The sequence below is a fragment of the Xanthobacter sp. AM11 genome (assembly GCF_047444035.1).
Classification (GTDB): Bacteria; Pseudomonadota; Alphaproteobacteria; order Rhizobiales; family Xanthobacteraceae; genus Xanthobacter.
In genome coordinates this window covers 3,775,746-3,802,177 of record NZ_JBLAOA010000001.1, presented here as the reverse complement: position 1 = coordinate 3,802,177, position 26,432 = coordinate 3,775,746, and the positions used below count along the sequence as shown (strand labels likewise).

The following is a 26,432-nucleotide window of genomic DNA, read 5'->3' as shown; positions in this document are numbered from 1 at the left end:
CGCGTTCCGGAACAGGCTCTTCGGCCCCCGGCTGCCGCGGCTGCCGCAGGTGGTGTTTCCTCGATCCCGGACGGGCCGCATCGCGCGCCCAAGCCCTGGAGGAGCGGGAGCCCGCCGATCGCCGCTGGCGGCTCCACCTCTGAGCGTGGAGCCCCGCGGCAAGCGCCGGAGCGGCGCTTCATGCGGCGGTTCACGGCAGCGCCTGCGTCGAAGGTCCGCAAGGGACGATCTGGGGAATCGGGCGAACGTGTACCGTGGCCGGATCGGGGCGCTCGCCCCGCCACCCGGCCCGACCCTTCATCGAGGAACGGGTAGCCGAGGGCATGGAATTTACTCCGCACGACTGGCGCGTTCGTCGCGCCCCCGTGTGCCCCGACGCCGAGGGTGTTAGCGACACGCCCGGGCGCGCCTGTTTCTCCTCATCCTCACGTCATCACATCCGGCGCCCGAGCGGTGCCGCGGCGGTTCCGGCACGGAGCCTGTCGCGTGCGCCGTCGCGGACGAATGCCCGCGGCGCCGTGAAGAGAGAATTCCATGGCCAACAAGATGCTCATCGATGCGACCCACCCGGAGGAGACCCGGGTGGTGGTCGTGCGCGGGAACAGGGTCGAAGAGTTCGACTATGAATCCGCATCCCGCAAGCAGCTGCGGGGCAATATCTATCTCGCCAAGGTGACGCGCGTTGAGCCGTCGCTCCAGGCGGCGTTCATCGAATATGGCGGCAACCGCCACGGCTTCCTCGCCTTCAGCGAGATCCACCCGGATTATTACCAGATCCCGGTGGCCGACCGCCTCGCGCTGATCGAGGAGGAGGAGCGCGCCGCCCGCCTCGCCGAGGACGAGGCCGACATGAAGGAGCGCCGCCGCGAGCGCGGCCGCTCGCGCCGCTCCAGCCCCGACCAGAGCGTGAGCGCGGCCGTCGCGCCGGTGGAAGAGGCGCGGATCGTCGCCGCCGAGCCGGCGCCCGAGGGCGAGGCGCCCGCCGGCGCCCTCTCCGGCGACGCCCCGTCCGAGCCGGCGCCCTTCGAGGCGCCCAGCTTCGCCGCGGCCGTGTTCGAGCCGCCCGCCGCCGAGGGCGGGGAGGCCGAAGCGCCCGCCGCGTCCGCGCCGGCCGACGCGCCGTCGCCCTCCAACGTCACCGACCTGCTCTCCGCCGCCGAGGCGGCCGAAGCCTCCGCCGAGCGTGCGGAAGCCGCCGCGGCTGCCGAATTCGGCAGCCCGCTGCCGGCCCCCGCCCAGCAGCACGCGGCCGATGCCGGCGAGGACGCCGAGCGCCGCCGCGAGGCGCCCTACGGCGAAGAGCATCCCGCCCCCATCCTGCCCGAGGACGAGGAGGCGGCCGACGTCCGCTCCTTCTCCCTGGAAGACGACCGCGCCGAAGAGGACCGCGGCGAAGACGACCATCCCGAAGAGGAGCGCAGCGAAGACGACCGTGGCGAAGACGACCGTGGCGAACGCCACCGCCGCGACGAGAGCCGCGCCGACCAGAACGGCGACGATGAGGACGAGGACGAGGAGGAGGACGACGGCGACGTCGACCAGATCGACGAGGAAGAGGAGATCGAGCATCTCGGCGCCGACGAGGACGCCCTGGAAGAAGTGCCCGAGCGCGCGCCGCAGCGCCGCGCCCGCTCCTACAAGATCCAGGAGGTCATCCGCCGCCGCCAGGTGATGCTGGTGCAGGTGGTGAAGGAGGAGCGCGGCAACAAGGGCGCGGCCCTCACCACCTATCTGTCCCTCGCCGGCCGCTACAGCGTGCTGATGCCCAACACCGCCCGCGGCGGCGGCATCTCCCGCAAGATCACCAATGCGGTGGACCGCAAGCGCCTGAAGGAAGTGGTGCAGGACCTGGAGGTGCCGGAAGGGATGGGCATCATCCTGCGCACCGCCGGCGCCAACCGCACCAAGACCGAGATCAAGCGCGACTTCGAATATCTGCTGCGGCTGTGGGAGACGGTGCGCGAGCTCACCTTGTCCTCCGCCGCGCCCAACCTCGTCTATGAGGAAGGCTCGCTCATCAAGCGCGCCATCCGCGACCTCTACAACAAGGATATCGACGATATCCTGGTGGCCGGCGAGGAAGGCTTCCGCGAGGCGCGGGACTTCATGCGCATGCTCATGCCGAGCCATGCCAAGGCGGTGATGCCCTATCGCGAGAGCCAGCCCATCTTCGCCCGCTTCGGGGTGGAGCAGCAGCTGGACGCCATGTTCTCCCCCGTGGTGCAGCTGAAGAGCGGCGGCTACATCGTCATCAACCCGACGGAAGCCCTGGTCTCCATCGATGTGAACTCGGGCCGCGCCACCCGCGAGCACCATATCGAGGACACCGCGCTCAAGACCAATGTGGAAGCCGCCGAGGAGATCGCCCGGCAGCTGCGCCTGCGCGACCTGGCCGGCCTCATCGTGGTCGATTTCATCGACATGGAGGAGAAGCGCAACAACCGGGCGGTGGAGCGCAAGCTCAAGGATTGCCTGAAGAACGACCGGGCGCGCATCCAGATCGGCCGCATCTCCCATTTCGGCCTGCTGGAGATGTCGCGCCAGCGCATCCGCACCGGCGTGCTGGAAAGCTCCATCGAGGTGTGCCCGCACTGCGGCGGCACCGGCCATGTGCGCTCGGCGGCCTCGGTGTCGCTGCAGCTGCTGCGCGCGCTGGAGGAACAGCTGCTGCGCTCGCAGACGCACAACCTCGTCGCCCGCACCCGCACCGAGGTGGCGCTCTACGTGCTCAACCAGAAGCGCGCCCACCTGCGCGAGCTGGAGGAGCGCTTCAGCGTCACCCTCTCCATCTCCGCCGACGAGAGCGTGACCGGCCACCAGCCCTTCATCATCGAGAAGGGCGAGATCGCCGCGCCGCCGCCCGCCGCGCCGCGCGCCTCCACGGTGGTGCAGCCCGATTCCATCCTGCCCGACGAGGATTATCTCGAGGAGGAGGAAGAGGAGGCCGTTGACGAAATTGCCGAGACCGAGGCCGAGGCGGAAGCCACCGGCGACGGGAATGGCGAGCGCGCCGACGAGGCCGGCCGCCGTCGCCGCCGTCGCCGCCGCCGGCGGCGGGGCGAGCGGGAGGACGGCCGCGAGGAAGGCCGCGAGGCCGGCGCCGAAGGCGAGGATGAGGACGAGGCCGCATCCGAGGGCGAGGACAGCGAGGGCGAGGAGGACGAGCGCACCGAGGAGGAGCGCGCCGCCGACGCCGAGCGCGGGGATGACGAGAATGGCGACCGCCGCCGCCGCCGCCGCGGCCGTCGCGGTGGCCGCCGCAACCGCCGCGAGCGCGAGGGCGAGGCCTCCGTGTCCGGCGAGGGCGAGGATGAGGCGGACGAGGCCGGCGCAGCGCCGGAAGCGCGCGACGCCACCGATGGGGACGCCGCCGGTGCGGCCGCCGCCCCCATGCCCGAAGGTTCGGACCGCGATGAAAGCGAGGCGCCGGCCGCACCGGTGGCGCATGCCGGCCTGATCGCCGCCGAGGCGGACACGGCGGGTGCCCGAATCACCGGTTCGGACGCCGCCGGGGACGAGACGCCGTCGCCCGTCGCCGCGGCTGCCGCTCCGGCCCCGGTCGCCGCAGCGGCGCCGGCCGAGGTGGTGGAAGCGCCCGCGCGCCCGCGCCGCCGCTCCACCGTGCGCGAAAAGGCGCCGGTGGTCCTGACTACCGACAGCGCCCCCCAGCCGGCTCCGGCCGGGGAGGCGACTTCCGCCGCGGCGGAGGTGGAAGCGGCGCCCGCCGCGCCGGCTTCCGAGCTTCCCGCCGTCGGCGAGACGCCCGCGGAAGCGGCCGAGCCGGTCGGCGATGCCGCCCCGGTGCCCGGCGCGCTGCCCGCCGATGCCTCGGCGCCCGACGAGGCGGCCCGCAAGCCGCGCTCCGGCTGGTGGCAGCGCAAGCTGTTCGGCGGCTGACGCCCGACACCCGTGTTCAGGTGCAAGCGCCTCCCGGCTCCGGCCGGGGGGCGTTTTTGTTTTGGGGGGCTACCGGGGCGGCGGTTGGTTCGGAGGGGGGCACGCGCGGCGCCGGGCGGATGGCGGGCGCGAAGCGGCGTCCAAACGCCAGCCACCCCTTGCCCCCGGCCGCCTGCATAGTACCATGCAGCCCATGCCGAGGCGCGGCGCGGCCGCAGATCAAAACGATTTAACCCATGCGCCGGCCGTTCCGGCCCGCCCCGGCACACAGAACAGCGAGCGGAAAACCGCCGCAGTCTTTGGGAGGAACAGGATGATCCGTCTTCGCCGCGGCCTTCTGGCCGCGTTCGCCGCCTGCGCGCTGGCCGCCGCCGCAGGGCCCGCCTTCGCCCAGACCAAGCTCAAATGGGCCCATGTCTACGAGCCCGCCGAGCCGTTCCACACCGCATCGGTCTGGGCCGCCGGCGAGATCGCCCGGCGCACCGATGGCCGCTACCAGATCGACGTCTATCCCTCCTCCCAGCTGGGCAAGGAGAGCGACATCAACCAGGGCCTCGCGCTGGGCACGGTGGACATGATCATCTCCGGCTCCAGCTTCGCCGGAAAGGCCTATCCGCCCATCGGCGTCACCTATTATCCCTATACCTTCCGCGACGCCAATCACCTGCTGGCCTATGCCAAGAGCGACGTGTTCGCCGATCTCGCCAAGGGCTATGAGGACAAGACCGGCAACCACATTGTCGCCGTCACTTATTATGGCGTGCGCCAGGCCACCTCCAACAAGCCGTTCAAGAGCTGCGCGGAGATGAAGGGCCTCAAGATCCGGGTGCCCGACGCCCCCGCCTATCTCGCCACGCCCAAGGCCTGCGGCGCCAACATCTCGCCCATCGCCTTCGCCGAGGTCTACCTCGCCCTGCAGAACGGCACCGTGGATGCGCAGGAGAACCCGCTCACCACCATCGAGGCCAAGAAGTTCTACGAGGTGCAGAAGAACATCATCCTCACCGGCCATATCGTGGACCACCTCAACACGGTGATCTCCGCCGGCCTGTGGAAGAAGCTCTCGCCGGAGGACCGCAAGATCTTCGTGGAGGTGGCGCAGGAGGCCGCGGCGCGGGCCACCGCCGAGGTAGCCAGGCGCGAGAAGGAACTGCTCGATATCTTCAAGCAGAAGGGCATCAACGTGATCGAGGTGGACACCACCGAGTTCCGCGACACGGTGATGAAGAACATCACCTTCGAAAGCTTCGGCTATCGCAAGGCGGACTGGGACCGCATCCAGGCCATCAAGAGCAGCATGTGAGGGGGAGCCGGCGCGCCCCGCCGGCTCCCTTTCCGGCGGCTCGCCCTCCCCCTGACGGGTCCCCCGGTTCGCGCCGGGGGACGACGCCGGTGCCGGGGCAATCCGCGCCGTGATCGCGCGCGCCCCGTTTCCACCGCCCTTTCTCCCCCTTCGGAACCCTCCATGGCCCATGAAGTCCACACCCGCGTCACCGGCGAAGATCTGGCCCACAGTTTCGAGCAGCAGGAGGAGGTGGACCTCTCCAGCTACGGCTTCGAGGACTGGATCACCCTTCTCATCTTCTGGGGCATGGCGGGCCTCGTCTTCACCCAGTTCTTCACCCGCTACGTGCTGAACGATTCGTTCGCCTGGACCGAGGAACTCGCCACCTATTGCCTGGTGGCGGTGGTGTTCATCGGCGCCTCCATGTGCGTGCGCCTCTCCCGCCACATCCAGGTGGACCTGCTCTACCGCTTCCTGCCGCCCCGGGCGGGGCGGGTGATGGCGCTGCTGGTGGACCTGGTGCGCACCGCCTTCATCGCCTACGGCGTGTGGCTGATGGTGCGCTACATCGCCCTCGTGGGCGACGAGCCCATGGTGATGGTCGAGGCGCCGAAAAGCGTCGTCTATTACGCCGTTTTGTTCGGCTTCGTGATGATGCTGGTGCGCTCGGTGCAGGTCACCGCGGCCAACATCGCCCGCGGCTACAGCGTGCTGGAGCGGCCCGAGGCGTTCGACGGCACCCTCGAGAACAAGGCGGACTGAGCCATGTGGCTGCTCATCGGCGCATTCCTCTTCCTTATGGTGTGCGGGGTTCCGGTGGCCATCTCCATGGCCGGCTCCTCGCTCATCTACATCATCGTCACCGGCTCGGTGCCGGACGTGGTGATCGCCCAGCGCATGATCGCGGGGGTGGAGAGCTTCCCGCTGCTGGCGGTGCCGTTCTTCATCCTGGCCGGCAACCTCATGAACATCGCCGGCGTCACCGGCCGCATCTATGCCTTCGCCGTCGCCCTGGTGGGCTGGATGCGCGGCGGGCTGGGGCAGGTGAACATCATCGGCTCGGTGGTGTTCTCCGGCATGTCCGGGACCGCCATCGCCGACGCCGCGGGGCTCGGCACCATCGAGATCAAGGCCATGAAGGACCATGGCTATTCCACCGAGTTCGCGGTCGGCGTCACCGCCGCCTCGGCGACGCTGGGGCCCATCATCCCGCCCAGCCTGCCGTTCGTCATCTATGGCATGCTGGCCAATGTCTCCATCGGCGCGCTGTTCCTCGGCGGGGTGGTGCCGGGGGTGGTGATGACGGGGCTGATGATGGCCACCGTCGCCTTCTTCGCCCGGCGCAACGGCTGGGGCTCGGATGCCACCTTCTCCTGGCGCCAGCTCGCCTGCGCGGCGGGTGAGATCCTGGTGGTGCTGGCGTTTCCGGCGGCGGTCTACGCCATGATCGCGGCCGGGCTCACCACCAATCAGGCGGTGCTCATCGCGCTGGCCGTGCTGGTGGCGGCGGACTGGTATTTCGATTTCTCCGCCGTCATGGCGCTGATGACGCCGGTCATCCTCATCGGCGGCATGACGCTGGGCTGGTTCACCCCCACCGAGGCGGCAGTGGCGGCGGTGATCTGGTCATTGTTCCTCGGCCTGGTGCGCTACCGCTCCATGACGCTGAGGACGCTGGCCAAGGCCACGTTCGACACCATCGAGACCACCGCCTCGGTGCTGTTCATCGTCACCGCCGCATCCATCTTCGCCTGGCTGCTCACCGCCAGCCAGGCGGCGCAGATGCTCTCGGACGCCATCCTCGGCTTCACCCAGAACAAATGGGTGTTCCTGCTTCTGGCGAACCTGCTCATCCTGTTCGTGGGCTGCTTCATCGACACCATCGCCGCCATCACCATCCTGGTGCCCATCCTTCTGCCCATCGTGCTGAAGCTGGGCATCGATCCGGTGCATTTCGGGCTGGTGATGGTGCTGAACCTGATGATCGGGCTGCTGCACCCGCCCCTGGGCATGGTGCTGTTCGTGCTGGCGCGGGTGGCGAAGCTGTCGGTGGAGCGCACCACCATGGCCATCCTGCCCTGGCTGGTGCCGCTGCTCCTCGCGCTCATCGCCATCACCTACATTCCCGCGCTCACCCTGTGGCTGCCGCAGGCGGTGGGCTTCGGCAAATGACGGCGATGGCGCGCCGGAGGCTCAGGCCTTTGGCGCGTCGCCGGCGGAGGTCACCCGGCGGCCCTCCTCGGCCCGGTAGAAATACTGGCTCGCCACCAGCCAGCCCTTCAGCGGCCGCAGGGGTGGTATGCAGGTGGCGAGGAGCAGGGGCAGGGTGGTCACCAGATGCACCCAATAAGGCGCCTGGAAGGCCACCTCCAGCCAGATGCCGAACACCACCGCGGGCACGCAGGCAAAGCACATGACGAAGAAGGCCGGCCCGTCCGCCGGATCGGCGAAGGAGAAGTCCAGCCCGCACACCTCGCAGGAGGGCGCCAGCGTGAGAAAGCCGTGGAACATGTGGCCCTCGCCGCAGCGCGGGCACCGCCCCCGCAGCCCGGTGGAGAGGGGGGACAAGGGCGGCCAGTTCTTCGTTTCCATCCTATCTGCCTTCCGCAGTGCCCGCCGATCGCCGAAGTAGGTAGCTGGCACCGCTCCCGCAAGCGGTGGCGGTGTCGCAGGGGCAGGCTTCACCGTTTCGTGGGGGTGACAGCCACCGGCGCGACGGTTATTCCGCTTCTGGAGAGTGTGCTTTGGAGCGCGGTCCGGTCGCAGGGAACCCCATGACGGGTCCCCGCGGTTGCGGATTTGTCCTCGATCGCATGGAATGGAGACGGGCTCACCGCCCGGCTCCAGGTGGCAGGAGCGCCGGGAAGGATGGACATCGTCTTCGTCGGCGCCGGTCTTGCCAACGGCCTGATTGCCGCCCGCATGTTCGAGCGGCGCCCGCGCCTGCGCTTCGTCATGCTTGAGGCCGGGGAGAGTGTGGGCGGCAACCACACTTGGTCGATGCACGCATCCGACCTCGGCCACCGGCAGCATGCCTTCCTGTCCCCTTTCCGCGCCCGGGGATGGAAGGGGAACGACGTGCATTTCCCCACGCATGCCCGCGTCCTGGCCGGGCATTACCATTCCATCACCTCGGACCGGCTGGCGCAGGTGCTGCACGAGCGCTTCGGCGCCGCCATCCGCACGCGCGCCCGGGTGGTGGAGGTGGCGGCCGACCATGTGGTGCTGGAGGGCGGCGAGCGCATCGACGCCCGCGCGGTGGTGGACGGGCGGGGCGCGGTGGCCTCGCGCCATCTCGACCTCGGCTACCAGAAGTTCCTGGGCCAGGAAGTGCGGCTCGCCCACCCGCACGGACTGGTGCGGCCCATCATCATGGATGCGCGGGTGGAGCAGATCGACGGCTACCGCTTCGTCTATGTGCTGCCGCTGGATGCGCACACCCTTCTGGTGGAGGACACCTATTATTCCGACGGCCCGCACCTGCCGGCCGAAACCCTGCGCCGGCGCATCGCCGCTTATGCCGCCGCGCAGGGCTGGAGCGTGGAACGGGTGCTGCGCGAGGAGGAGGGCGTCCTGCCCATCGCGCTCGGCGGCGACATCGACGCCCTGCTGGGCGAGGGGCCCGCGGGGGTGGCGCCGGTGGGGCTGCGCGCCGGCCTGTTCCACCCCACCACCGGCTATTCCCTGCCCGATGCGGCGCGGCTCGCCGACAAGATCAGCCTCCTGCCGGACATCTCCGGCCCGGCCCTGAGCGCCTTCGCGCGCGCCCATGCGGCGGAGACCTGGAAGCGCCGCGGCTTCTTCCGCCTGCTGAACCGCATGCTGTTCCGTGCCGCGGACCCCGCGCGGCGCTACGCCATCCTGGAGCGCTTCTACCGGCTGCCCGAGGATCTCATCGCTCGCTTCTATGGCGATCGTCTCACCTTCAAGGACAAGGCACGCATCCTTTCCGGGCGCCCGCCCGTATCTGTGGTGCGGGCGCTGGCGTGCCTGTCCGAACGCAGATCAGCACCCGATTCCCAATGATGCTCCGTGCCAACAGACCCATTCGCCGCGTTGCCGTCATCGGTGCCGGATTCGGCGGGCTTGCCCTTGCCATCCGGCTCCAGGCGGCGGGCATCGCCACCACCATCTTCGAGCAGCGCGACAAGCCGGGCGGCCGCGCCTATGTCTATGCGGACCAGGGCTTCACCTTCGATGGCGGCCCCACCGTCATCACCGATCCCACCTGCCTTGAGGAGGTGTTCGCGGCGGCCGGGCGCAACCTTGCCGACTATGTGGACCTCATCCCGGTCTCGCCCTTCTACCGCCTGCTGTGGCCGGACGGCCGGCAGTTCGACTATGTGAACGACCAGGCCGGCCTCGACGCCCAGATCGCCACCTTCGATCCCGCCGACGTGGAGGGCTACCGCCGCTTCCTGGCCTATTCGCAGGCGGTGTTCGAGGAAGGCTATCTCAAGCTCGGGGCGGTGCCGTTCCTGCACTTCTCCAGCATGATGAAGGCGGCGCCGCAGCTGATGAAGCTGCAGGCCTGGCGCTCGGTCTATTCCATGGTCTCGCACTTCATCCGCGACGAGCACCTGCGCGAGGCCTTCTCGTTCCATTCGCTGCTGGTGGGCGGCAATCCCTTCTCCACCTCGTCCATCTACGCCCTCATCCATGCGCTGGAGCGCAAATGGGGCGTGTTCTTCCCGCGCGGCGGCACCGGGGCGCTGGTGCAGGGCATGGTGCGCCTGTTCGAGGAGCTGGGCGGCCAGATGTTCCTCTCCACCCCGGTGGACGAGATCGTGGTCACCGAGGACGGCAGGTGGGCCGAGGCGGTGCGGGTGAAGGGCGGCCAGTCGTTCGGCTTCGACATGGTGGCCTCCAATGCCGACGTGGTGCACACCTACGGCCAGCTGCTGCGCGGCTCCGAACGGGGCCGGGCGGAGGGCGCGCGGCTGGCCAAGGCGCGCCATTCCATGTCGCTGTTCGTGCTCTATTTCGGCACCAACCGCACCTGGGACCACCTGCAGCATCACACCGTGCTGTTCGGCCCGCGCTATCGCGGCCTGGTGGACGAGATCTTCAAGGGGCCGCGGCTGCCGGAGGATTTTTCCCTCTACCTGCACGCGCCCACGGTTACCGATCCGTCGCTGGCGCCGGCCGGCTGCACCGCCTTCTACGTGCTGTCCCCGGTGCCCCACCTGGGGCGGGCGCAGATCGACTGGACCCAGGAAGGCCCGCTCTATCGCGATCGCATCCTGGCGCATCTGGAGGCGCGGCTGCTGCCCGGCCTGCGCGACAGCCTGGTGACGAGCCGCATTCTCGACCCCTTCGGCTTCCGCGACGAATTGAGCGCGCATCTGGGATCGGCCTTCTCGGTGGAGCCCATCCTCACCCAGTCCGCCTGGTTCCGGCCGCACAATCGCGACGGGCAGATCGCAAACCTCTATTTCACCGGGGCGGGCACCCATCCCGGGGCCGGCGTGCCGGGGGTGGTGGGCTCGGCCAAGGCGACGGCGGGCCTCATGCTGGCGGATGTGAAGACGTGGCTGTGAGCGGCGGGGCGCAGCCGGGCGACGTGCTCCAGGCGAGCGAGCACGCCATCGCCAAGGGCTCGAAGAGCTTTGCCGCGGCGGCCCGCCTGTTCGATGCCCGCACCCGCGCCGATGCGGTGATGCTCTATGCCTGGTGCCGCCATTGCGACGACGTGGTGGACGGGCAGGAGCTGGGCCACGGGCGCATCGCCAGCGATGCCTCGCCCGCCGAGCGGCTGCAGCTTCTCTATGAGGAGACCGGGCGGGCCTATCGCGGCGCGCCCTCCGCCCATCCGGCCTTCGCGGCTTTCGCCCAGGTGGTGGCGCGCAACGCCATTCCCGAGCGCTACCCGCTGCAATTGCTGGAAGGCTTCCGCATGGACGTGGAGGGCGCGCACTATGCCACCCTCGATGACACGCTGACCTATTGCTACCACGTGGCCGGGGTGGTGGGGGTGATGATGGCCCTCATCATGGGCGCGCGTGACGACGTGGTGCTGGACCGGGCGAGCGACCTGGGCCTTGCCTTCCAGCTCACCAACATCGCCCGCGACGTGATGGAGGATGCCGCCATCGGCCGCATCTATCTGCCCGGGGACTTCCTGGCCCAGGCCGGCGTGCCGCCGCAGGAGATCGCCGCCCCCGCCCGCCGCGCGGCGGTGGCCAGGGTGGCGGCGCGGCTTCTGGACGTGGCCGAGCCTTATTACGACCAGGCGGTCATCGGCATGGGCGCCCTGCCGTTCCGCGCCGCCTGCGCGGTGGGCGCGGCCCGCGGCGTCTACCGCGCCATCGGCACCGAGGTGCGCCGGCGCGGCGAAACGGCGTGGGACGCCCGCGTCTCCACCTCGAAGGCGCAGAAGCTCGGCTTCCTGGCCCGCGGCGTGGCGCAGGCGCTGGCGACGCGCTTCGCCCCGCCGCCGCCGCCACGGCCCGCGCATCTGTGGACCCGCCCGTCATGACCCGTTTCGCGGTGGTGGCCCCGCCTCTGCCGGGGCATTACAACCCGCTGCTGGTGCTCGCCCGCACGCTGGCGGCGCGCGGCCATTGCGTCACCTTCCTGCACATGGCGGATGCGGCGCGGCTGGTGGCGGGCAGGGGCGCGGATTTCCACCCCGTGGGACAGGCGGACCATCCGCCCGGCGCCCTCGACGCTTATGTGAAGCGCCTGTCGGCACCCACCGGCCTCCTGGGCCTCATGGGCACGCTGAAGGCCACCGCCGCCCAGACCCACATGCTGTGCCGCGACCTGCCCGCCGCCCTGCGCGCCATGGGCGCCGAGGCGGTGATCGCCGATCAGACCGAGCCGGCGGGCACGCTGGTGGCGCGGCACCTCGGCCTGCCGGTGGTCTCCACCGCCACCGCGCTGCCGCTGAACCGCGAACTCAGCGTGCCGCCGCCGTTCGTGCCCTGGCCCTATGACGCCAGCGAGAAGGGCGCCTTCTGGAACAAGGGCGGCTACCAGATTACCGATCTGCTCATGACCCCCGTGCGGCGGGTGCTGGCGGCGCATGGGGCGGCCTTCGGGCTCGACCCGTTCGCCGACGGCGGCTTCTCGGACCGCCTCACGGTGGCGCAGATGCCGGGGGGCATGGATTTTCCGCGGCGGGAGCTGCCGGCCAGCTTCCATTACGGCTCCCCCTGGCGCGACCGGGCAAGCCCGGTGCCCCTCGACGGCGCCGGCCTGCCGGCGGACGACGGCCGGCCCCTGGTGTTCTGCTCCCTCGGCACGCTGCAGGGGGCGCGGGCCGATCTGTTCGTGGCGGTGGCGCAGGCGGCGCGGGATCTCGGGGTGCGGCTGCTGATCGCCCATGGCGGGCTCCTGCCCCCGCGCGAGGTGGCGCGGCTGGCCGGGCTGGCGGAGGTGCGCGCCTTCGTGCCCCAGGGCGAGGTGCTGCAACGCTGCGCGGCGGCGGTGCTCCATTGCGGCATGAACACGGTGCTGGATGCGTTGGCCGAGGGGGTGCCGCTGGTGGCCATGCCCATCGCCTTCGAGCAGCCCGCCACCGCCGCGCGCCTCGCCTATGCGGGGGTGGCGCAGGTGGTGCCGGCGGGCAAGGCGGGCCGCCGGCGGCTGAAGGCGGCGCTGGGCGCGGTGCTGTCGCAGCCCGCCTACCGGCAGGCCGCCGGGCGCCTGGCGCAGGAGATGGCGGCGGGCGGCGGGGTGGCGCGGGCCGCCGACCTCATCGAGCAGGCGGTGGCCTGAGGGGTGCGCCGCGGATGGCCTATTGCGCGGCCTCGGTGTTCTTCAGGCGGCCGCCGTGCAGCGTCTTCAGCTTCGCCTTCAGCGCGGCGGGCGGCGGCGCATAGAGGAAGCCGAAGGACACGCAGCCCTCCTTGCCGTCCACCGCATGGTGGAGCCGGTGGGCCTGCACCAGGCGCTTGAGGTAGCCGTTGCGCGGCACGTAGCGGAACGGCCAGCGCTGGTGGGTGATGCCGTCGTGCACGAAGAAATAGAGGAAGCCGTAGGCGGTCATGCCCACGCCCACCCACAGCAGCGGCCCGCCGTCCTGGAAGGCATAGATGAGCGCGATGGCGATGGCGGCAAAGCACAGGGCGTAGAGGTCGTTGCGCTCGAACACGCCTTCGCGCGGCTCGTGGTGGGATTTGTGCCAGCCCCAGCCCCAGCCGTGCATCACATATTTGTGCGCGGCCCACGCCACCCCCTCCATGGCGGCGACCGTGGCGATCACGATGAGCGCGTTGAGAAGAAAGGTCATGTCCGTCCACGCCTGAAAGCCGCCCGGCACGGGCGCGCAGGCGTCATATACAGCAGATGGCGCCGGGGCGCGCCATGTGCGAGATCAACCGCTCCGCGACCGCCTGCCGCTCACGCCAGCCGGACCTGACGGCGGATGAGCCAGAGCGTCAGCGCCCCGCCGGCGGCGGCATAGGCGAGGAGGATGGCGAGGGACGGCAGCAGCGCGGCCAGGGAATCGCCGCGCCACAGCGCCCCCTGGAACGCCTCGATGCCCCAGGCGGTGGGGGTGAGATTGCCGGCCTGCTGCAGCCAGTCGGGCATCAGGAAGCGCGGCACCATGCTGCCGCCCACGGCGGAGAGCAGCAGCACCGCGAAGGTGGAGAGGGTCTGCGCCTGCTGGCGGGTGCGCGCCGCCGCGGCCAGGGGCAGGGCGATGCCCGCCGCCGCCGCCGAGGCCGCCGCCGCCACCGCGAGGAAGGGGCCCAGATGCTGCACCACGTGCACCCCATAGACCACCTGCGCCACCGCGAACAGGACGGCGGAGAGGGCGAGGCCCTGCAGCACCAGGAAGGCGAGCTTGCCCCCCACCAGAGCGGCCACCCCGCCCCGTGTCATCACGATGCGGTCGAACACGCCCGAGCGACGCTCGTCCACCAGGCTCGCCGCGCCCTGCACCGCGGAGAACAGAAGGAACAGCATGGCGATGGCGCCGGCATAATAGCTCACCGCCGGCTCCACCTGCCGGCGCGCCACGCTCTGGCGCGCCATCAGCTCGGCGCCGCTCTCCTTCACCAGCTGCGGCGCGCGGGCCACCGAATCGGCAAGGCGGGTGCGCTGCTCCGGGGTGAAGGGGCCCACCAGCACCTCGATCTGCGCCGCCACGCGGGAAATGGCCATGCCTGGCAATTCGTCCGTGAACAGGCGCTGGATGCGCGCGGAAAGAATGGCGGCGGCCACGGTGCGGGCAGGATCGGTGACGAGCAGGAGGGGCGGGGTGGCGGTGGCGGCGGCCACATCGCCGCGCACCACGAGGCCCACGTCCGCCGAGCCGTCGGCCACCTTCACCGCCACCGCATCGGGCGCGACGCGGGCCACCTCCACGTCCGGGGCGCGGGCGAGGGCGGCCAGGAAGGCTTCCGCCGAGGGCGCGTCGCTGGCGCGGGCGGCGGCCACCTTGATGGTGGCGCTTTCCCCGCCGGTGCCGGCGAACACGGCGGCGAACAGCACGAACAGCAGCGGCGGCAGCACGAAGGTCATCATCAGCGCGCCGCGGTCGCGCATGAGGGTCAGCGCCATGGCGCGCATCACCGCGCCCATCACGGGTTCTGCTCCTGGGTGGCGGCGGCGTAGAGCATGTCCAGCCCGGCGGTCTGAAGGGCGATGGTGCGGGGCGAAAGCCCGGCGGCGCCGAGGGCGGCGATGAGGTCGCCGGCGGCCTGGGGGGTGTCTTCCACCAGGCCGGTGAAGGCGCCGGCCGCCCCCTCGCCCTCAAGCCCGAGGGCGTCCAGCGCCTGGCGGGCGACGGGCCCCGGCGGCACGGCGAAGGTCACGTCCACCTTGCGCCGGTGCGGGAAGCGGGCGCCGATGAGGTCGCACAAATGGCCTTCGAGGGTCACCCGGCCGCCGTTCAGGATGGCCACGCGGTCGGCCACCTGCTCGGCAAAGGCGAAATCATGGGTGATGAGGAGGATGGCGAGGCCATCGGCGGCAAGGCTGCGCACGAGGGCGGCAAGATCGGCGCGGGCGGGAGCATCCACCCCCACCGTGGGCTCGTCCAGCACCAAAAGGCGCGGGTCGCCCACCAGCGCCGCCGCCACATTGGCCCGCCGCTGCCAGCCGCCGGAGAGGCGGTCGATGCGCTCGCCCGCACGCGCGCCGATGCCGGTGCGGGCCATGACGGCGGCGATCCGGCCCGGCACAGCGGCGCGGGGCGTGCCGGCGAGCCGGGCGAACACCGCCAGATTCTCGGCGATGCTGAGGGAGCGATAAAGGGCGATGTCCTGCGGGGCGAGGCCGATGCGGGCGCGGGCGGCGCCTTCCGCCGCCGGCACGCCGCAGATGTGCACGAAGCCGGCACGCGGGGCGATGCGCCCGCAGATGGCGCGCACCAGCGTGGTCTTGCCGGCGCCGTTGGGACCCACCAGCGCCGTCACGGTGGCCGCGGGCACCACCAGATCGACGCCGCGAAGCACGGTGCGCACGCCGTAACCGGCCTCCAGCCCCCCGATGGCGAGGGGCGGGGCGGGGCTGCGGTCGTGTCCGTCGTCGGCTTGGTCCGGCGCGGCGCTCACGGCGCCTGCGCCCCCATCAGTTCACCGAAGGCAGCGTCCATGAAGTCTCGCAGGGGCTCGCGCCCCTCCTTGTTGGGCCCGAGCTGTTTAGAGGCTGCGAGCGCCCCCGCCAAGTGCTCCGCCAGCAGCTTGCGGGCGCGCGGGGCGCCGAGGGAGGCGATGACCGTGACCTTGTGGGCATCCTTGCCCACGTCCTTGCCCAAGGCGGCGGCCGAAGAGGAGGCGTCCAGAATGTCGTCCAGGATCTGGTAGGCCCGCCCCACATGCGCCGCCAGCGCGCGCAGGTGGGCGATCTGGCCGGCATCGGCCCCCGCCACGTGGCCGGCAATCTCCACCGCGGCGGAAAACAGCACCCCGGTCTTGCGGCGGTTCACATCCTCGGTGGCGGCGAGGGTGCGGCCGGGGGAGGGCCGCAGGTCGTCATACTGGCCGCCGCACAGGCCGAGGGACCCCACCGACAGGGACAACACCGCCACCGCATCGAGCCGTACCCGCTCCGACGCGCAGGGAGCGGTTGCCGCCACGCCGAAGGCGCGCGAGAGCAGGGCGATGGAGGCGAGCACCGCCACATCCTCCCCGTATTGCACATGGGTGGTGGGCTGCGCGCGGCGCACCGCCGCGTCGTCCATGCACGGCAGGTCGTCCACGATGAGGGACGCGGCGTGGATCATCTCCAGCGCACAGCCGAAATCGAGGGCGGCATGCTCGGAACAGTCGAGCTGCATGGCCGCCGCCATGGCCAGGAGCGGGCGCAGGCGCTTGCCGGGCGAAAGCAGGATATGCCGCATGGCGGCATGGAGCACCCCGGGATGGGCGCTGCCGGGGGGCACCAGCAGGCCGAGCCGGCGATCGATGACCGCGCGCAGATAGGACAGGTCGCGCGAGCGCAGCGGGAAGTCCGGCTCGGCTTGCGCTGCCGGCGCCCCGGCGCTCTCCATCTGCACCGCCAGCGCCGCCTGGCGCGGGCCGGAGGTGCTAGGTGCCGCCACCGCTGTTCCGCCGTGCCCCGCGCCTGTGGATGCGGCCTCCATCGCGCCATCCGCCTGACCCGGGGACTGCCGGTCCCGTCCGCCCTTGTGCGCCATGAACGCACGCCCCCTTTTTTTCATGCAGTGGGGCAAAGCTCCCCAGCGTCACAATACGTTACCTTGAACGAGTTTAGATCACCCCTTACACAGGGTGGCTAGAGCGGCAGGCGTTCCCGCAACAGAATCTGCCGGCGTGTGGCGCTGTCGCCGCGGGCGGCGGCCGGCGGAGCGGCGGGAGCGGCGGTAAGTGCACGGCATGACTGATGGCGACGCCGGTCGGCGCAAGGAAGACCATATCGACATCGTGCTCGGCGGCGGCCGGGTGGCCTCGCGCCTTCAATCCGGCTTCGACGCCCTGCGCCTTGAGCCCTGCGCCCTGCCCGAGCTGCGGCTCGACGATGTGGACATCTCCACCCGCTTCCTCGGGCGGCGGCTGGGCGCTCCGCTGCTGATCTCCGCCATGACCGGCGGGCCGGCGCGGTCCGAGGCCATCAACGCCCGCCTTGCGGAGGCCGCGCAGGAGCTGCGCATCGCCCTGGGGGTCGGCTCGCAGCGCATCGCCCTGGAGGAGGGCGCCAGCGCCGGGCTGGGGGCGGCCCTGCGCCAGCGGGCGCCGGACGTGCTGCTGTTCGCCAATCTGGGCGCGGCCCAGCTTCTCGCCGGGGCCGGGGGCGCGGGCGGCATTGATGCCGGCCGGCGGGCGGTGGAGATGATCGGCGCCGATGCCCTGGTGGTGCACCTGAACCCGCTGCAGGAGGCGATCCAGGAGGGCGGCGACGGTGACTGGCGCGGGGTGCTCCACGCCATCACCGCTCTGGCCGCCAGCCTTCCCGTGCCGGTGGTGGTGAAGGAGGTGGGCTTCGGCCTCTCGGGCGCGGTGGCGCGGCGGCTGGTGGCCGGCGGGGTCGCGGCGCTGGACGTGGCCGGGGCCGGCGGCACCAATTGGGCGCTGGTGGAAGGCGAGCGCGGCAGCGGCCGCACCCGCGCCATCGCCGCCGCCTTCGCCGGCTGGGGCCTGCCCACGGTGGATGCGCTGGTGGCGGTGCGGGCGGCCTGCCCGGCCACGCCGCTCATCGCTTCCGGCGGGGTGCGCGACGGGGTGGATGTGGCCAAGGCCATCCGCCTGGGCGCCGATTTGGCCGGGCAGGCGGCGGGGACGCTGCAGGCGGCGGTGACCTCCACCGAGGCGGTGGTGGAGCATTTCTCCATCCTCGCCGCCCAATTGCGCATCGCCTGCTTCGCCACCGGCGCGGCCGACCTCGCCGCGCTGCGGGCGGTGCCCCTGGCCGGCATCCCCGCGGCGGGTTTTCAGCGGGACTGAAATTCGTGCCCAGTGGTTCGACCGCGACAGATGGAACCCATCTGTCGCCAGCAGGTCGAACCACAACTCTTTGATCTGGTGGATCAACTTTTCGAAACGGATGGGTACCGTCCGTTTCGGTTGATCCACCAGAGCACGGGCCGATCAGCTTGTACCGCAAGCTGGTCGGAACGTGCTCTAGTTGGACCAGTGGTCCATCCAGATCTTTTCACCGATGGTGCAGGAAATGCGCGGCGCCACCCCGGCCGCCCGCATGACCGGCCCGGGTGGCGGCGGCGGCACCACGCCGGCCACTTCCAGCACCAGCTTGGTCTTGATGGCGCGGGCGAACTCGGCCTTGTCCTGGACCGGAATAACGAACGCCCCGGCGCCGCCGATGACGCAATCCTCGTAATAGACATCGAGTTCTGGAATATCGAGAGCCGAGGCGGTGCCCCGCTTCATCAGCAGGGGCAGGCCATTCACCGTAATGCCCCGCTGCACAACGGAATCCCGGGCGAGGTTCACCGGCGGGCCCTGGTTGTTCACGCCGTCGCCGGAAATGTCGATAACCTGCCTGATCCCCTTGAAGCCGTTGAGATCAAACTGGTCGGCGCTGAACAGGAGGGCGCTGGAAATGGAGGTACGGTAGACCCGTCGCAGGGGCGCGCCGGACACCTCTTCGGCGAAGGCTTTCGCGGTTTCCGGCCCGTCGATGATGCGCCAGTCGACCGCCACCTTCTGCTCGCCGTCCCCGGCCCACTCCACATAGGCCACCGCGATGCGGCCCAGGGGACCGAGCCGGAGGGCGTCGATGAATTCTTTTGAAACCAGTGCGTTGGCATAGCCTTCGCGCTGCAGGGCCTGCTCATCCGTGTCCATGGAATAGGACACGTCCACGGCCAGGACGAGCTCCAGATCCACCTGCATCTCCCCGCCCGGGGCGGCGCCGGCGGGGCCGGCGAGATGGGCCAGGAGGCCGAGGCCGGCCAGCAGCGGCTGGTGCCAGAGACGGCGCGTAGATGACATTTTCTTCTCCCTTTCCGACGGAAAGGCGCGGCATCGCGTCACAAGCGATGCTGACACCGAGTCGGGGTGGGGAAAAGCGCTTAGCCGCCTCTTTTTAGCTCACGGCATCGGGAGCCAGGCCTTGCCATTGCTCAGTCCGCGCGGAGACGCGGACCGTCGTCATTTCGTCACAGAGGGTTAGGGTCTGCTGCTGTGCACAAACTTTGGGCGGGCAATCAGGAGTCGAGGGGCTCGGTATCCACAATTTCAATCCCGAACCCGGCAAGACCCACATAGGTGCGGGCCTTGGAGGCGAGCAGGCGAATCGAAACGATGCCCAGATCCCGCAGGATCTGCGCCCCGAGCCCCACCTCCCGCCAGTGGCGGTCGCGCTCCACCTCGCTGGCGCTCTTCTCGCCGCCCTGGCCCATGGCCACGGGCGGCACGCCGGCGGTGCCGTCGCGCAGATAGACCAGCACCCCGCGGCCCTCGGCGTCGATGCGTTCCAGCGCCTTCTGAATGGTCTTGCCGCCGGTGAAGGCGTCGGCGATGGGGTCCGCCCGGTGCAGGCGCACCAGCACGTTCTCCCCGTCGCCGATGCGCCCCTTCACCAGGGCCAGGTGGTTCACCGGGTCGAACGGGGTGATGTAGGAGAAGCCCTGCATCTCGCCGATGCGGGTGGGCACGGGAAATTCCGCCGCCCGCGTCACCAGCTTCTCGCGGGCCTGCCGGTAGGAGATGAGGTCCGCCACCGAGATGCGGGTGAGGCCGTGCTTCTCGGCGAAGGCGGTCACCTGCGGCCCGCGCTGCACGGTGCCGTCGTCGTTCACCAATTCGGCGATGACGCCCACGGGCGGGACGCCGGCGAGCCGGCACAGGTCCACCGCCGCCTCGGTGTGGCCGGAGCGCATGAGCACGCCGCCTTCCTTGGCGATGAGCGGGAAGACATGGCCCGGCCGCACGAAATCGCCGGCGCCCATGTTGGGGTTGGCGAGGGCGCGCACGGTGTTGGTGCGCTCCTCTGCCGAAATGCCGGTGGTGGTGCCGTGGCGCACGTCGATGGAGATGGTGAAGGCGGTGCCCATGGGCGCGTCGTTGTTGGACACCATGGGATCAAGCCGCAGCCGCTTCGCCTCGGACGGCGGCAGCGGCGTGCAGACGATGCCCGAGGTGTTGCGGATGACGAACGCCATCTTCTCCGGGGTGGCGAGGGAGGCGGCGAGGATGAGGTCGCCTTCATTTTCCCGGTCGTCATCGTCGGTCACCACCACGATCTCGCCGCGCGCAAAGGCTTCGATGGCGGACTGGACGCGGGCCTGGGTGCTGTCGGTCACGGGCAAACCTCGGATGCTGGGCGCAGGGAGCCCGAGGAAATCGTTGGGCGTCACCTGGTGTCCGGTGGCCTGCGCGATCTTCTCGGCGGTCTCGCGGGAGACCCAGGCGCGATCGTCGTTGCACAGGGCCGTGACGCTGGCCGGGGAGAGCCCCACCTGCCGCGCGAAGGCGCTGCGCTTGGTTCCGGTCGTCGAGAGCCAGTCCGCGAGCTTCATCCGCGCAGGATAATGCAGCAAATTTCAGTAGCAATGAAAATTTTTACCAGTTCGCTGATGCTGAATGACATTCTCCCGCCTCGGGTTGGGCCCGAACCTCGTGAAGTGCGGCGTTGCTCCTTGTGAGGAGCATCCTTGCATCTCATAATATGCAAAAGTGCATATGCAGCCGACACCGATATGCATGCGGCCTGCGGCATCCTGGAGAGCGGAAGCATGACTGAAAAGGAACTGGAGGCCTTTCGCAAGGCATTGCAGTCGGTGCGTTGCCGCTATGGCGATTCCCGTGAGGGAGCGATCAAGCTCCTCATGGAAGAGGGGCTCGTGAATGCGGAGGGCAAGCTGACCGAGCAATATGCCGCCGGCGTACAGGCGGTCCGGAAGCTGAAGGGACAGGCGGCCTGATTGCATCAGCTATCGACAGCGTTCGTCCTCGGCTATCACGGTTGCGACCGCTCGGTCGCCGATGCCCTTCTTGAAGGAGAAGCCTTCAAGCCAAGCAAAAACCAGCATGACTGGCTAGGGCATGGCATTTACTTCTGGGAGGCCAATCCGAGGCGGGGCCTCGAATTTGCGGAGGAACTCCGCACGCGTTACCGCAGTCGGCCCGGCGCGATCGAGACGCCGGCCGTGGTCGGAGCGGTGATAGATCTCGGTTTCTGCCTCGATCTGACATCCTCCTCCGGAATCTCAGCCGTCCGTGCCACTTATGACGATCTAAGGCTGTATCTCGAAAAAACCGGCGCAGACCTCCCGGTCAATCACCTTGGAAATGATCTTCTCCTTAGAGATCTCGATTGTGCAGTCATTAATCATCTGCACAAGGTCCGGAAGGAAAGTAACCTTCAGCGGTTCGATTCCGTCAGAGGGGTATTTCTGGAAGGAAGTCGCATTTATGCAGATTCCGGATTCTTCGAGAAAACCCACATCCAGATTTGTGTCTGCGATCCTGCCTGCATCAAGGGCGTCTTCCGCGTCCCGCCAGAACATCTTGATCCGACCTGACACCACGCTTTGGCCGTTCACCCGCCGAACGGCCACACCGGGCCTTCGCCCACCTGCCCGCGATGGCGCAGCAGGTGGTCCACCAGCACGCACCACACCATGGCCTCGCCCACCGGCACCGCACGAATGCCCACGCAGGGGTCGTGCCGCCCCTTGGTGGCGATGTCGGTTTCCGTGCCGGTGCGATCCACCGTGCGGCGGGGTGTGAGGATGGAGGAGGTGGGCTTCACCGCAAAGCGCGCCACGATGGGCGCACCGGTGGAGATGCCGCCCAGGATGCCGCCCGCATGGTTGGAAAGAAACTGCGGCGCGCCGGCATTGCCGAGGCGCATCTCGTCGGCATTGGCCTCGCCGGTGAGGCGGGCGGCGTTGAAGCCCTCGCCGATCTCCACCCCCTTGGCGGCGTTGATGCCCATCAGCGCGCCCGCGAGGTCGGCGTCCAGCTTGGCGTAGAGCGGGGCGCCGAGGCCCGGGGGCACGCCTTCGGCCACCAGTTCCACCACCGCGCCCACCGACGAGCCGGCCTTGCGGATGGCATCGAGATAGTCGGTCCACAGGGGCACGGTGGCCGGGTCGGGGCAGAAGAAGGGGTTGTTGCCCACCTCATCCCAGTCCCAGCGTGTGCGGTCGATCTCGATCTCGCCGATGCGCACCACCGCGCCGCGCACGGTGACACCCGGCAGCACCTTGGCGGCGATGGCGCCCGCAGCCACCCGCGTCGCCGTCTCCCGCGCCGAGGAGCGGCCGCCGCCGCGATGGTCGCGGATGCCGTATTTGATGTCGTAGGTGAAATCGGCATGGCCGGGCCGGTAGGCGCCGGCGATGTCGGCATAATCCTTGGATCGCTGGTCCACATTCTCGATCAGCAGCGCAATGGGCGTGCCGGTGGTCACCAGCCCGCCCTCGGGGTGGTCCAGGGTGCCGGACAGCACCTTCACCTGGTCCGGCTCGCGCCGCTGGGTGGTGAAGCGGGACTGGCCGGGGCGCCGGCGATCCAGGGCGGCCTGCACCTCCTCCAGTGTGAAGCGCAGGTTGGGCGGGCAGCCGTCCACCACGCAGCCGATGGCGACGCCGTGGCTCTCACCAAAGGTGGTGACACGGAAGAGATGCCCGAACGTGTTGAACGACATGACGCGACCCGATCCTTACCCCTCGCTCCGGCTCAATAGACGAGGATGGCCGGCAAGGAAACGTCCGTAGCGGGAGGTGGCGGGCACGCCCCCCGTCCAAGGTGAGACACTGCGCCCGGGGGTACCCCGCCCTGTGACGTGCAAAAGTGGCCGCGCCGTCACACAAATCGCCGAGACTGTGCTATGAAGCGCGCCGACGGAGCTTTCATTCCCCGCCATGCCATTGCTCGAAATTCTGATCGTCCTGTTTCTGGTGTTGCTGAATGCGGTGCTTGCAGCAGCCGAATTGTCCATCGTTTCCTCACGCCCGGCGCGGCTGAAGTCCATGGCCGAGCGCGGCCGGCGCGGCGCCAGTGCGGCGCTGGCGCTGGGGGCGGAGCCGGGGCGGTTCCTCTCCACGGTGCAGATCGGCATCACCCTCATCGGCATTCTGGCCGGCGCCTTCTCGGGGGCCAGCCTCGGCGCCCAGTTCGGCGACCTTTTGCGTGACGCGGGCGTGCCCGTCGGCGTCGCAGGCCCGGTGGGGTATGCCACGGTGGTGGCGGCAATCACCTATGTCTCGCTGGTCATCGGCGAGCTTATTCCCAAGCGGCTCGCCCTGCAGAATCCCGAAGGCCTCGCCTGCGTGGTGGCGCCGCTGATGGTGACGCTCTCCAAGGTGTCGGCGCCGGCGGTGTGGCTGCTGGATTTCTCCACCCGGCTGGTGCTGAAGCTGCTGGGCGAACGGTCCGACGCCTCCAAGGCGGTGACCGACGAGGAGATCCGCGCCATCATCACCGAGGCGGAGACGGCCGGCGTGATCGACCCGGCCGAGCGGCGCATGATCGCCGGCGTGATGCGCCTTGCCGACCGGCCCGTCACCGCCATCATGACGCCGCGGCCCGATGTGGAATGGGTGGACATCTCCAAGGATGCCGAGGAGGTGCGCGCCGTGCTGCTGGCGACCCCCCATTCGCGCCTGCCGGCCTGCGACGGCTCGCCGGAGGAGACCATCGGCGTCATCCAGGCCAAAAGGGTGCTCGACGCCTATCTGAAGGGCGAGCGTCCCGACCCGCGCCAGTTCGTGCAGACGGTGCCGTTCCTGGTGGAGAATGTGGGGGCGCTGGAGGCCATGCGCATCCTGCGCGGCGCCGAGGTGCCCATGGGCATCGTGGTGGATGAATATGGCGACATGGCCGGCGTCGTCACCGGCTATGATCTGCTGGCCGCCATCACCGGCTCGGTGGCGGCGGACGAGCACGTGGCCCGCAACATCGTGGAGCGGCAGGACGGCACCTTCCTGGTGGCCGGGGATACCCCCATCGACGAGCTGCGGGACCTGCTGGACGTGGATTTCCCGGTGGACGACAGCTTCCACACGGTGGCCGGCTTCGCCCTCTCCCGCATCAAGGAACTGCCGGAGGAGGGCGCGGTGTTCCACGCCCAGGGCTGGCGCTTCGAGATCGTGGACATGGACGGGCGCCGCATCGACAAGCTGCTGGTGGCACGCCCCCATGTGCTCCACCGCCTGAAGGCGGCCGGGGAGGAGTAGCCCCGCCGCCCGCACCGGCGCGGTGCAGGAGGCCGGCCGGGCGCGGAGCCGCCTTGGTTGTCAGGCCCGCCTGGAGGAAGCCCGTGAGCCATGCCCACGGGCCGCCAGCGTCAGTCGCGCCGGGCGAGGGAGCGCAGATAGCCCTCGTATTCCTCGGTCAGTTCCATATCCACGCCGAAGGCGTTCTTCAAAAGGATGTTGGCCACGAAGGCCTGGTCGTTGCGCGGCTCGTCCAGCGTCTCGCGCAGCACCGGAACCGTGTCCTCGATGTGCTTGAGGAAGGCGATGCCCTTCTCCAGCGTCTCGCTCCACTTGGCGCGGTGCCACAGCGCCAGCGGATACATGATCTCGTGCACGAAGTTGGACTTGCGCGCTTTCTCGAAGAAGCGCAGTCCCGCGCTCCAGTTCTCCTTGGCGCGCAGGGGTGGCGGCGGGATGTCGCCCAGCAGCATCTTCTTGCCGGCCTGGCCGACGAAATCGTCGAGCGTCACCGGTGCGTCGATGGTGGTGCGGAAGTGCCACACGGCGAAATTGCCCGGATATTCCTTGCCCATCTGTTCCACGAGGGCGGTGTCCACCTTGTCCACGGCCGCCTTGTCGCCTTTCAGCGCGGCGGTCATGCAGAAGGCGAACAGCGTATCGTTGCCCACACTGTGCACGCCGCCGTGGGCGAGGTCCGCCGCAGTGAGGGCGGGGGTCTTGCCGTCCGCCGGAACCACGGCCTCGCCGGCGCGCAGGGCGGTGATGAAGCGGGTGATTTCGAGCCAGCCCATGTAATGGGCGAGGAAGGCGTCGGGGTCCACGTGCACGATGGCGAGGTTCAGCGGCATCTTCCGCTTTTGCAATTCGGCCATGTCGGTCATGAAAGCTCCCCCGGGGCTCGGGTCAAAAGGCGAGGACAATAAGCGCGGCGTCGCATTCGCGACACGGGTGCGGTGTGTGCGGGTTTGGCGGAGCAAGAAAAATGCCAATGGCCGGGGCGTGCGGGCGGCCGGCGTGGGGGCTTCAGTCGGCGACTTCGAACCGGCCGCGGTCCAGCACATAGACCGCGCCCTGGCGCACACGAAGCTGCGCCGCCTCCTCCTCCGGCATCCCCGCATTCACATGGAGCAGGGCCCGGATCACCCCGCCATGGGTGACGATGACGGCCTCGTCGGGAATGTCGGCGCAGGCGGCGGACACGCGTTCGCACAGGGTGCGGTAGCTCTCGCCACCCGGCGGGGTGAAGTTCCACGGGTCGCGGTCGCGGCTGCGCACGCCGTCCTGGTCGCGCCGGCGCAGCTCCGGCCAGGTCTGGCCTTCCCATTGCCCGAAGGAAATCTCGGCGAAGCGGGGGTCGGTGGTGAACTCGCCCGCCGGCAGGTCCAGGCTGGTGCGCAGGATGCGCATGGTTTCGACGGCGCGGGACAGGGGGCTCGACACAAAAGCGAGGCCGTCCGGCGTGCCGGCCAGCTGGCTGAGCACCCGCCCCACCCGGCTGGCCTGGATCCGGCCGAGGGCGTTGAGGGGCACATCCCGCCGGCCCTGGAGGCGACCGACCACATTCCAGTCGGTCTCACCGTGGCGGACCAGGAAATAGCGTCGCGTCGTCGTCTCCGTCGTCATGGCCCTCACGCTGGCTGGCAGAGGTGCGGCAGCGCCCCGGAGCGGAACGTCACCGTGGGGAAACCGGAACCACGTGGTCATACCAGGCGCCGCGCGTCGGGTAGGTGACGCGCAGCGCGATCTGGGCGCCGGGGGCTGCCTTGCCCTTGTAGCTCACCACGGCGCCCTTGAGGGCGCGGCCGAGGCACAGGGTGGTGAGCCCGCCGTCGATTCCGGTGGCGGTGAAGGCGCCATAGCGCACCGTCACCTTGCCGCCGGCCGGGGCGGACAGCACCTTTATGGTGGGCACCTGGGTCTGCTGGCAGTTGAAATCCGCGGTGCCGGCGGCAAACACGCTGCCCTTGCCGCCGAGGCCGGTGAGATAGGCGATTCCCGAGTCGGTGGGCGTCACATAATCCGGGAAAACCGCACCGCCGGGGCCGAACACGCGATCGCGCAGGGGATAGTCCTGGAAGGTCGGCGGGCTCTGGGCCAGGGCCGCGCCGGCGGATGCGGCGAGGCCGAGCGAAACCGCGAGGGCGGAAAGGGCAGCACGCAGGGGGGTCGCCGGCATCGTGTGTCTCCTCGTTGCGGGTGCGCTCGAAC

At 69.9% G+C, this 26,432-nt stretch carries 23 protein-coding genes; 12 read left to right on the top strand and 11 right to left on the bottom strand.

Annotated features, from left to right (window positions below; all coding sequences use genetic code 11):
- Positions 1-534: 534 nt before the first annotated feature.
- From ACI7BZ_RS17400 to ACI7BZ_RS17385, 4 genes are all read left to right on the top strand, one after another.
- Complete coding sequence (locus tag ACI7BZ_RS17400) at positions 535-3,897, top strand: Rne/Rng family ribonuclease (RefSeq protein WP_414118409.1); 3,363 nt, start codon at positions 535-537, stop codon at positions 3,895-3,897.
- 313 nt (positions 3,898-4,210) lie between these two features.
- Complete coding sequence (locus ACI7BZ_RS17395) at positions 4,211-5,200, top strand: sialic acid TRAP transporter substrate-binding protein SiaP (protein WP_414118408.1); 990 nt, start codon at positions 4,211-4,213, stop codon at positions 5,198-5,200.
- A gap of 162 nt (positions 5,201-5,362) precedes the next feature.
- Positions 5,363-5,944 carry a TRAP transporter small permease gene (locus ACI7BZ_RS17390; protein ID WP_414118407.1) on the top strand — a complete coding sequence of 194 codons (582 nt, stop codon included), beginning with the start codon at positions 5,363-5,365 and terminating at the stop codon, positions 5,942-5,944.
- A gap of 3 nt (positions 5,945-5,947) precedes the next feature.
- Complete coding sequence (locus ACI7BZ_RS17385; protein ID WP_414118406.1) at positions 5,948-7,354, top strand: TRAP transporter large permease; 1,407 nt, start codon at positions 5,948-5,950, stop codon at positions 7,352-7,354.
- 21 nt (positions 7,355-7,375) lie between these two features.
- Here ACI7BZ_RS17385 and ACI7BZ_RS17380 read toward each other — a convergent pair whose 3' ends face one another.
- Positions 7,376-7,774 (bottom strand): DUF983 domain-containing protein, encoded by a 399-nt coding sequence (locus ACI7BZ_RS17380; protein WP_414118405.1) that lies wholly within the window; start codon positions 7,772-7,774, stop codon positions 7,376-7,378.
- Between the two features lie 276 nt (positions 7,775-8,050).
- On the opposite strand from ACI7BZ_RS17380, the gene crtY reads away from it, so the two are divergent.
- The 4 genes from crtY to ACI7BZ_RS17360 are packed head-to-tail and all read left to right on the top strand — an operon-like array spanning position 8,051 to position 12,904.
- Positions 8,051-9,208: a lycopene beta-cyclase CrtY gene (gene crtY / locus ACI7BZ_RS17375; RefSeq protein ID WP_414118404.1), complete on the top strand. Its 1,158-nt coding sequence runs from the start codon at positions 8,051-8,053 to the stop codon at positions 9,206-9,208.
- Complete coding sequence (locus tag ACI7BZ_RS17370; RefSeq protein WP_414118403.1) at positions 9,205-10,722, top strand: phytoene desaturase; 1,518 nt, start codon at positions 9,205-9,207, stop codon at positions 10,720-10,722. The genes crtY and ACI7BZ_RS17370 overlap by 4 nt, the downstream gene beginning before the upstream one ends.
- Positions 10,713-11,660: a phytoene/squalene synthase family protein gene (locus ACI7BZ_RS17365; RefSeq protein WP_414118402.1), complete on the top strand. Its 948-nt coding sequence runs from the start codon at positions 10,713-10,715 to the stop codon at positions 11,658-11,660. The genes ACI7BZ_RS17370 and ACI7BZ_RS17365 overlap by 10 nt, the downstream gene beginning before the upstream one ends.
- Positions 11,657-12,904 (top strand): glycosyltransferase, encoded by a 1,248-nt coding sequence (locus tag ACI7BZ_RS17360; RefSeq protein WP_414118401.1) that lies wholly within the window; start codon positions 11,657-11,659, stop codon positions 12,902-12,904. The genes ACI7BZ_RS17365 and ACI7BZ_RS17360 overlap by 4 nt, the downstream gene beginning before the upstream one ends.
- A 19-nt stretch (positions 12,905-12,923) precedes the next feature.
- On the opposite strand, the gene ACI7BZ_RS17355 is transcribed toward ACI7BZ_RS17360, so the two are convergent.
- The 4 genes from ACI7BZ_RS17355 to ACI7BZ_RS17340 form a co-directional block, all read right to left on the bottom strand.
- Positions 12,924-13,418 carry a sterol desaturase family protein gene (locus ACI7BZ_RS17355; RefSeq protein ID WP_414118400.1) on the bottom strand — a complete coding sequence of 165 codons (495 nt, stop codon included), beginning with the start codon at positions 13,416-13,418 and terminating at the stop codon, positions 12,924-12,926.
- A gap of 110 nt (positions 13,419-13,528) precedes the next feature.
- Positions 13,529-14,716: an ABC transporter permease gene (locus tag ACI7BZ_RS17350; RefSeq protein WP_414119202.1), complete on the bottom strand. Its 1,188-nt coding sequence runs from the start codon at positions 14,714-14,716 to the stop codon at positions 13,529-13,531.
- Positions 14,716-15,690 carry an ABC transporter ATP-binding protein gene (locus tag ACI7BZ_RS17345; RefSeq protein WP_414118399.1) on the bottom strand — a complete coding sequence of 325 codons (975 nt, stop codon included), beginning with the start codon at positions 15,688-15,690 and terminating at the stop codon, positions 14,716-14,718. Before ACI7BZ_RS17345 ends, ACI7BZ_RS17350 begins: the two co-directional genes overlap by 1 nt.
- Positions 15,687-16,679 (bottom strand): polyprenyl synthetase family protein, encoded by a 993-nt coding sequence (locus ACI7BZ_RS17340; protein ID WP_414118398.1) that lies wholly within the window; start codon positions 16,677-16,679, stop codon positions 15,687-15,689. Before ACI7BZ_RS17340 ends, ACI7BZ_RS17345 begins: the two co-directional genes overlap by 4 nt.
- A gap of 295 nt (positions 16,680-16,974) precedes the next feature.
- Here ACI7BZ_RS17340 and fni point away from each other — a divergent pair, with 295 nt between their 5' ends.
- A complete protein-coding gene (fni, locus tag ACI7BZ_RS17335; protein WP_414118397.1) occupies positions 16,975-18,039 on the top strand; it encodes a type 2 isopentenyl-diphosphate Delta-isomerase in 1,065 nt (354 codons plus the stop codon).
- Positions 18,040-18,216: 177 nt separating this feature from the next.
- Here fni and ACI7BZ_RS17330 read toward each other — a convergent pair whose 3' ends face one another.
- Both ACI7BZ_RS17330 and ribB read right to left on the bottom strand, forming a co-directional pair.
- The gene (locus ACI7BZ_RS17330) at positions 18,217-19,047 is read right to left on the bottom strand and encodes a DUF1194 domain-containing protein (protein WP_414118396.1); all 831 of its coding nucleotides are present in this window, start codon (positions 19,045-19,047) and stop codon (positions 18,217-18,219) included.
- A 215-nt stretch (positions 19,048-19,262) separates the two neighbouring features.
- Positions 19,263-20,576 (bottom strand): 3,4-dihydroxy-2-butanone-4-phosphate synthase, encoded by a 1,314-nt coding sequence (gene ribB / locus ACI7BZ_RS17325; protein ID WP_414118395.1) that lies wholly within the window; start codon positions 20,574-20,576, stop codon positions 19,263-19,265.
- 216 nt (positions 20,577-20,792) lie between these two features.
- Here ribB and ACI7BZ_RS17320 point away from each other — a divergent pair, with 216 nt between their 5' ends.
- Together ACI7BZ_RS17320 and ACI7BZ_RS17315 are read left to right on the top strand one after the other, a co-directional pair.
- Complete coding sequence (locus ACI7BZ_RS17320) at positions 20,793-20,981, top strand: hypothetical protein (RefSeq protein WP_414118394.1); 189 nt, start codon at positions 20,793-20,795, stop codon at positions 20,979-20,981.
- Entirely contained in the window at positions 20,982-21,581 is a 600-nt protein-coding gene (locus ACI7BZ_RS17315) for a hypothetical protein (protein ID WP_414118393.1), read from the top strand.
- A 17-nt stretch (positions 21,582-21,598) separates the two neighbouring features.
- On the opposite strand, the gene aroC is transcribed toward ACI7BZ_RS17315, so the two are convergent.
- Positions 21,599-22,711 carry a chorismate synthase gene (gene aroC, locus ACI7BZ_RS17310; RefSeq protein WP_414118392.1) on the bottom strand — a complete coding sequence of 371 codons (1,113 nt, stop codon included), beginning with the start codon at positions 22,709-22,711 and terminating at the stop codon, positions 21,599-21,601.
- 217 nt (positions 22,712-22,928) lie between these two features.
- On the opposite strand from aroC, the gene ACI7BZ_RS17305 reads away from it, so the two are divergent.
- On the top strand, positions 22,929-24,242 hold the full coding sequence (locus tag ACI7BZ_RS17305; RefSeq protein ID WP_414118391.1) for a hemolysin family protein: 1,314 nt from the start codon (positions 22,929-22,931) through the stop codon (positions 24,240-24,242).
- Positions 24,243-24,352: 110 nt separating this feature from the next.
- On the opposite strand, the gene ACI7BZ_RS17300 is transcribed toward ACI7BZ_RS17305, so the two are convergent.
- From ACI7BZ_RS17300 to ACI7BZ_RS17290, 3 genes are all read right to left on the bottom strand, one after another.
- Complete coding sequence (locus tag ACI7BZ_RS17300) at positions 24,353-25,105, bottom strand: hypothetical protein (protein WP_414118390.1); 753 nt, start codon at positions 25,103-25,105, stop codon at positions 24,353-24,355.
- Positions 25,106-25,247: 142 nt separating this feature from the next.
- Positions 25,248-25,847 carry a histidine phosphatase family protein gene (locus ACI7BZ_RS17295; protein WP_414118389.1) on the bottom strand — a complete coding sequence of 200 codons (600 nt, stop codon included), beginning with the start codon at positions 25,845-25,847 and terminating at the stop codon, positions 25,248-25,250.
- 49 nt (positions 25,848-25,896) lie between these two features.
- Positions 25,897-26,400 (bottom strand): hypothetical protein, encoded by a 504-nt coding sequence (locus ACI7BZ_RS17290; protein ID WP_414118388.1) that lies wholly within the window; start codon positions 26,398-26,400, stop codon positions 25,897-25,899.
- Positions 26,401-26,432: the final 32 nt, after the last annotated feature.

Coding starts and splice junctions, on each gene's coding strand:
- ACI7BZ_RS17400 (WP_414118409.1), top strand. CDS start 535: ATGGCCAACAAGATGCTCATCGATGCGACCCACCCGGAGGAGACCCGG.
- ACI7BZ_RS17395 (WP_414118408.1), top strand. CDS start 4,211: ATGATCCGTCTTCGCCGCGGCCTTCTGGCCGCGTTCGCCGCCTGCGCG.
- ACI7BZ_RS17390 (WP_414118407.1), top strand. CDS start 5,363: ATGGCCCATGAAGTCCACACCCGCGTCACCGGCGAAGATCTGGCCCAC.
- ACI7BZ_RS17385 (WP_414118406.1), top strand. CDS start 5,948: ATGTGGCTGCTCATCGGCGCATTCCTCTTCCTTATGGTGTGCGGGGTT.
- ACI7BZ_RS17380 (WP_414118405.1), bottom strand. CDS start 7,774: ATGGAAACGAAGAACTGGCCGCCCTTGTCCCCCCTCTCCACCGGGCTG.
- crtY (WP_414118404.1), top strand. CDS start 8,051: ATGGACATCGTCTTCGTCGGCGCCGGTCTTGCCAACGGCCTGATTGCC.
- ACI7BZ_RS17370 (WP_414118403.1), top strand. CDS start 9,205: ATGATGCTCCGTGCCAACAGACCCATTCGCCGCGTTGCCGTCATCGGT.
- ACI7BZ_RS17360 (WP_414118401.1), top strand. CDS start 11,657: ATGACCCGTTTCGCGGTGGTGGCCCCGCCTCTGCCGGGGCATTACAAC.
- ACI7BZ_RS17355 (WP_414118400.1), bottom strand. CDS start 13,418: ATGACCTTTCTTCTCAACGCGCTCATCGTGATCGCCACGGTCGCCGCC.
- ACI7BZ_RS17350 (WP_414119202.1), bottom strand. CDS start 14,716: ATGGGCGCGGTGATGCGCGCCATGGCGCTGACCCTCATGCGCGACCGC.
- fni (WP_414118397.1), top strand. CDS start 16,975: ATGACTGATGGCGACGCCGGTCGGCGCAAGGAAGACCATATCGACATC.
- ACI7BZ_RS17330 (WP_414118396.1), bottom strand. CDS start 19,047: ATGTCATCTACGCGCCGTCTCTGGCACCAGCCGCTGCTGGCCGGCCTC.
- ribB (WP_414118395.1), bottom strand. CDS start 20,576: ATGAAGCTCGCGGACTGGCTCTCGACGACCGGAACCAAGCGCAGCGCC.
- ACI7BZ_RS17320 (WP_414118394.1), top strand. CDS start 20,793: ATGACTGAAAAGGAACTGGAGGCCTTTCGCAAGGCATTGCAGTCGGTG.
- aroC (WP_414118392.1), bottom strand. CDS start 22,711: ATGTCGTTCAACACGTTCGGGCATCTCTTCCGTGTCACCACCTTTGGT.
- ACI7BZ_RS17305 (WP_414118391.1), top strand. CDS start 22,929: ATGCCATTGCTCGAAATTCTGATCGTCCTGTTTCTGGTGTTGCTGAAT.
- ACI7BZ_RS17300 (WP_414118390.1), bottom strand. CDS start 25,105: ATGACCGACATGGCCGAATTGCAAAAGCGGAAGATGCCGCTGAACCTC.
- ACI7BZ_RS17295 (WP_414118389.1), bottom strand. CDS start 25,847: ATGACGACGGAGACGACGACGCGACGCTATTTCCTGGTCCGCCACGGT.
- ACI7BZ_RS17290 (WP_414118388.1), bottom strand. CDS start 26,400: ATGCCGGCGACCCCCCTGCGTGCTGCCCTTTCCGCCCTCGCGGTTTCG.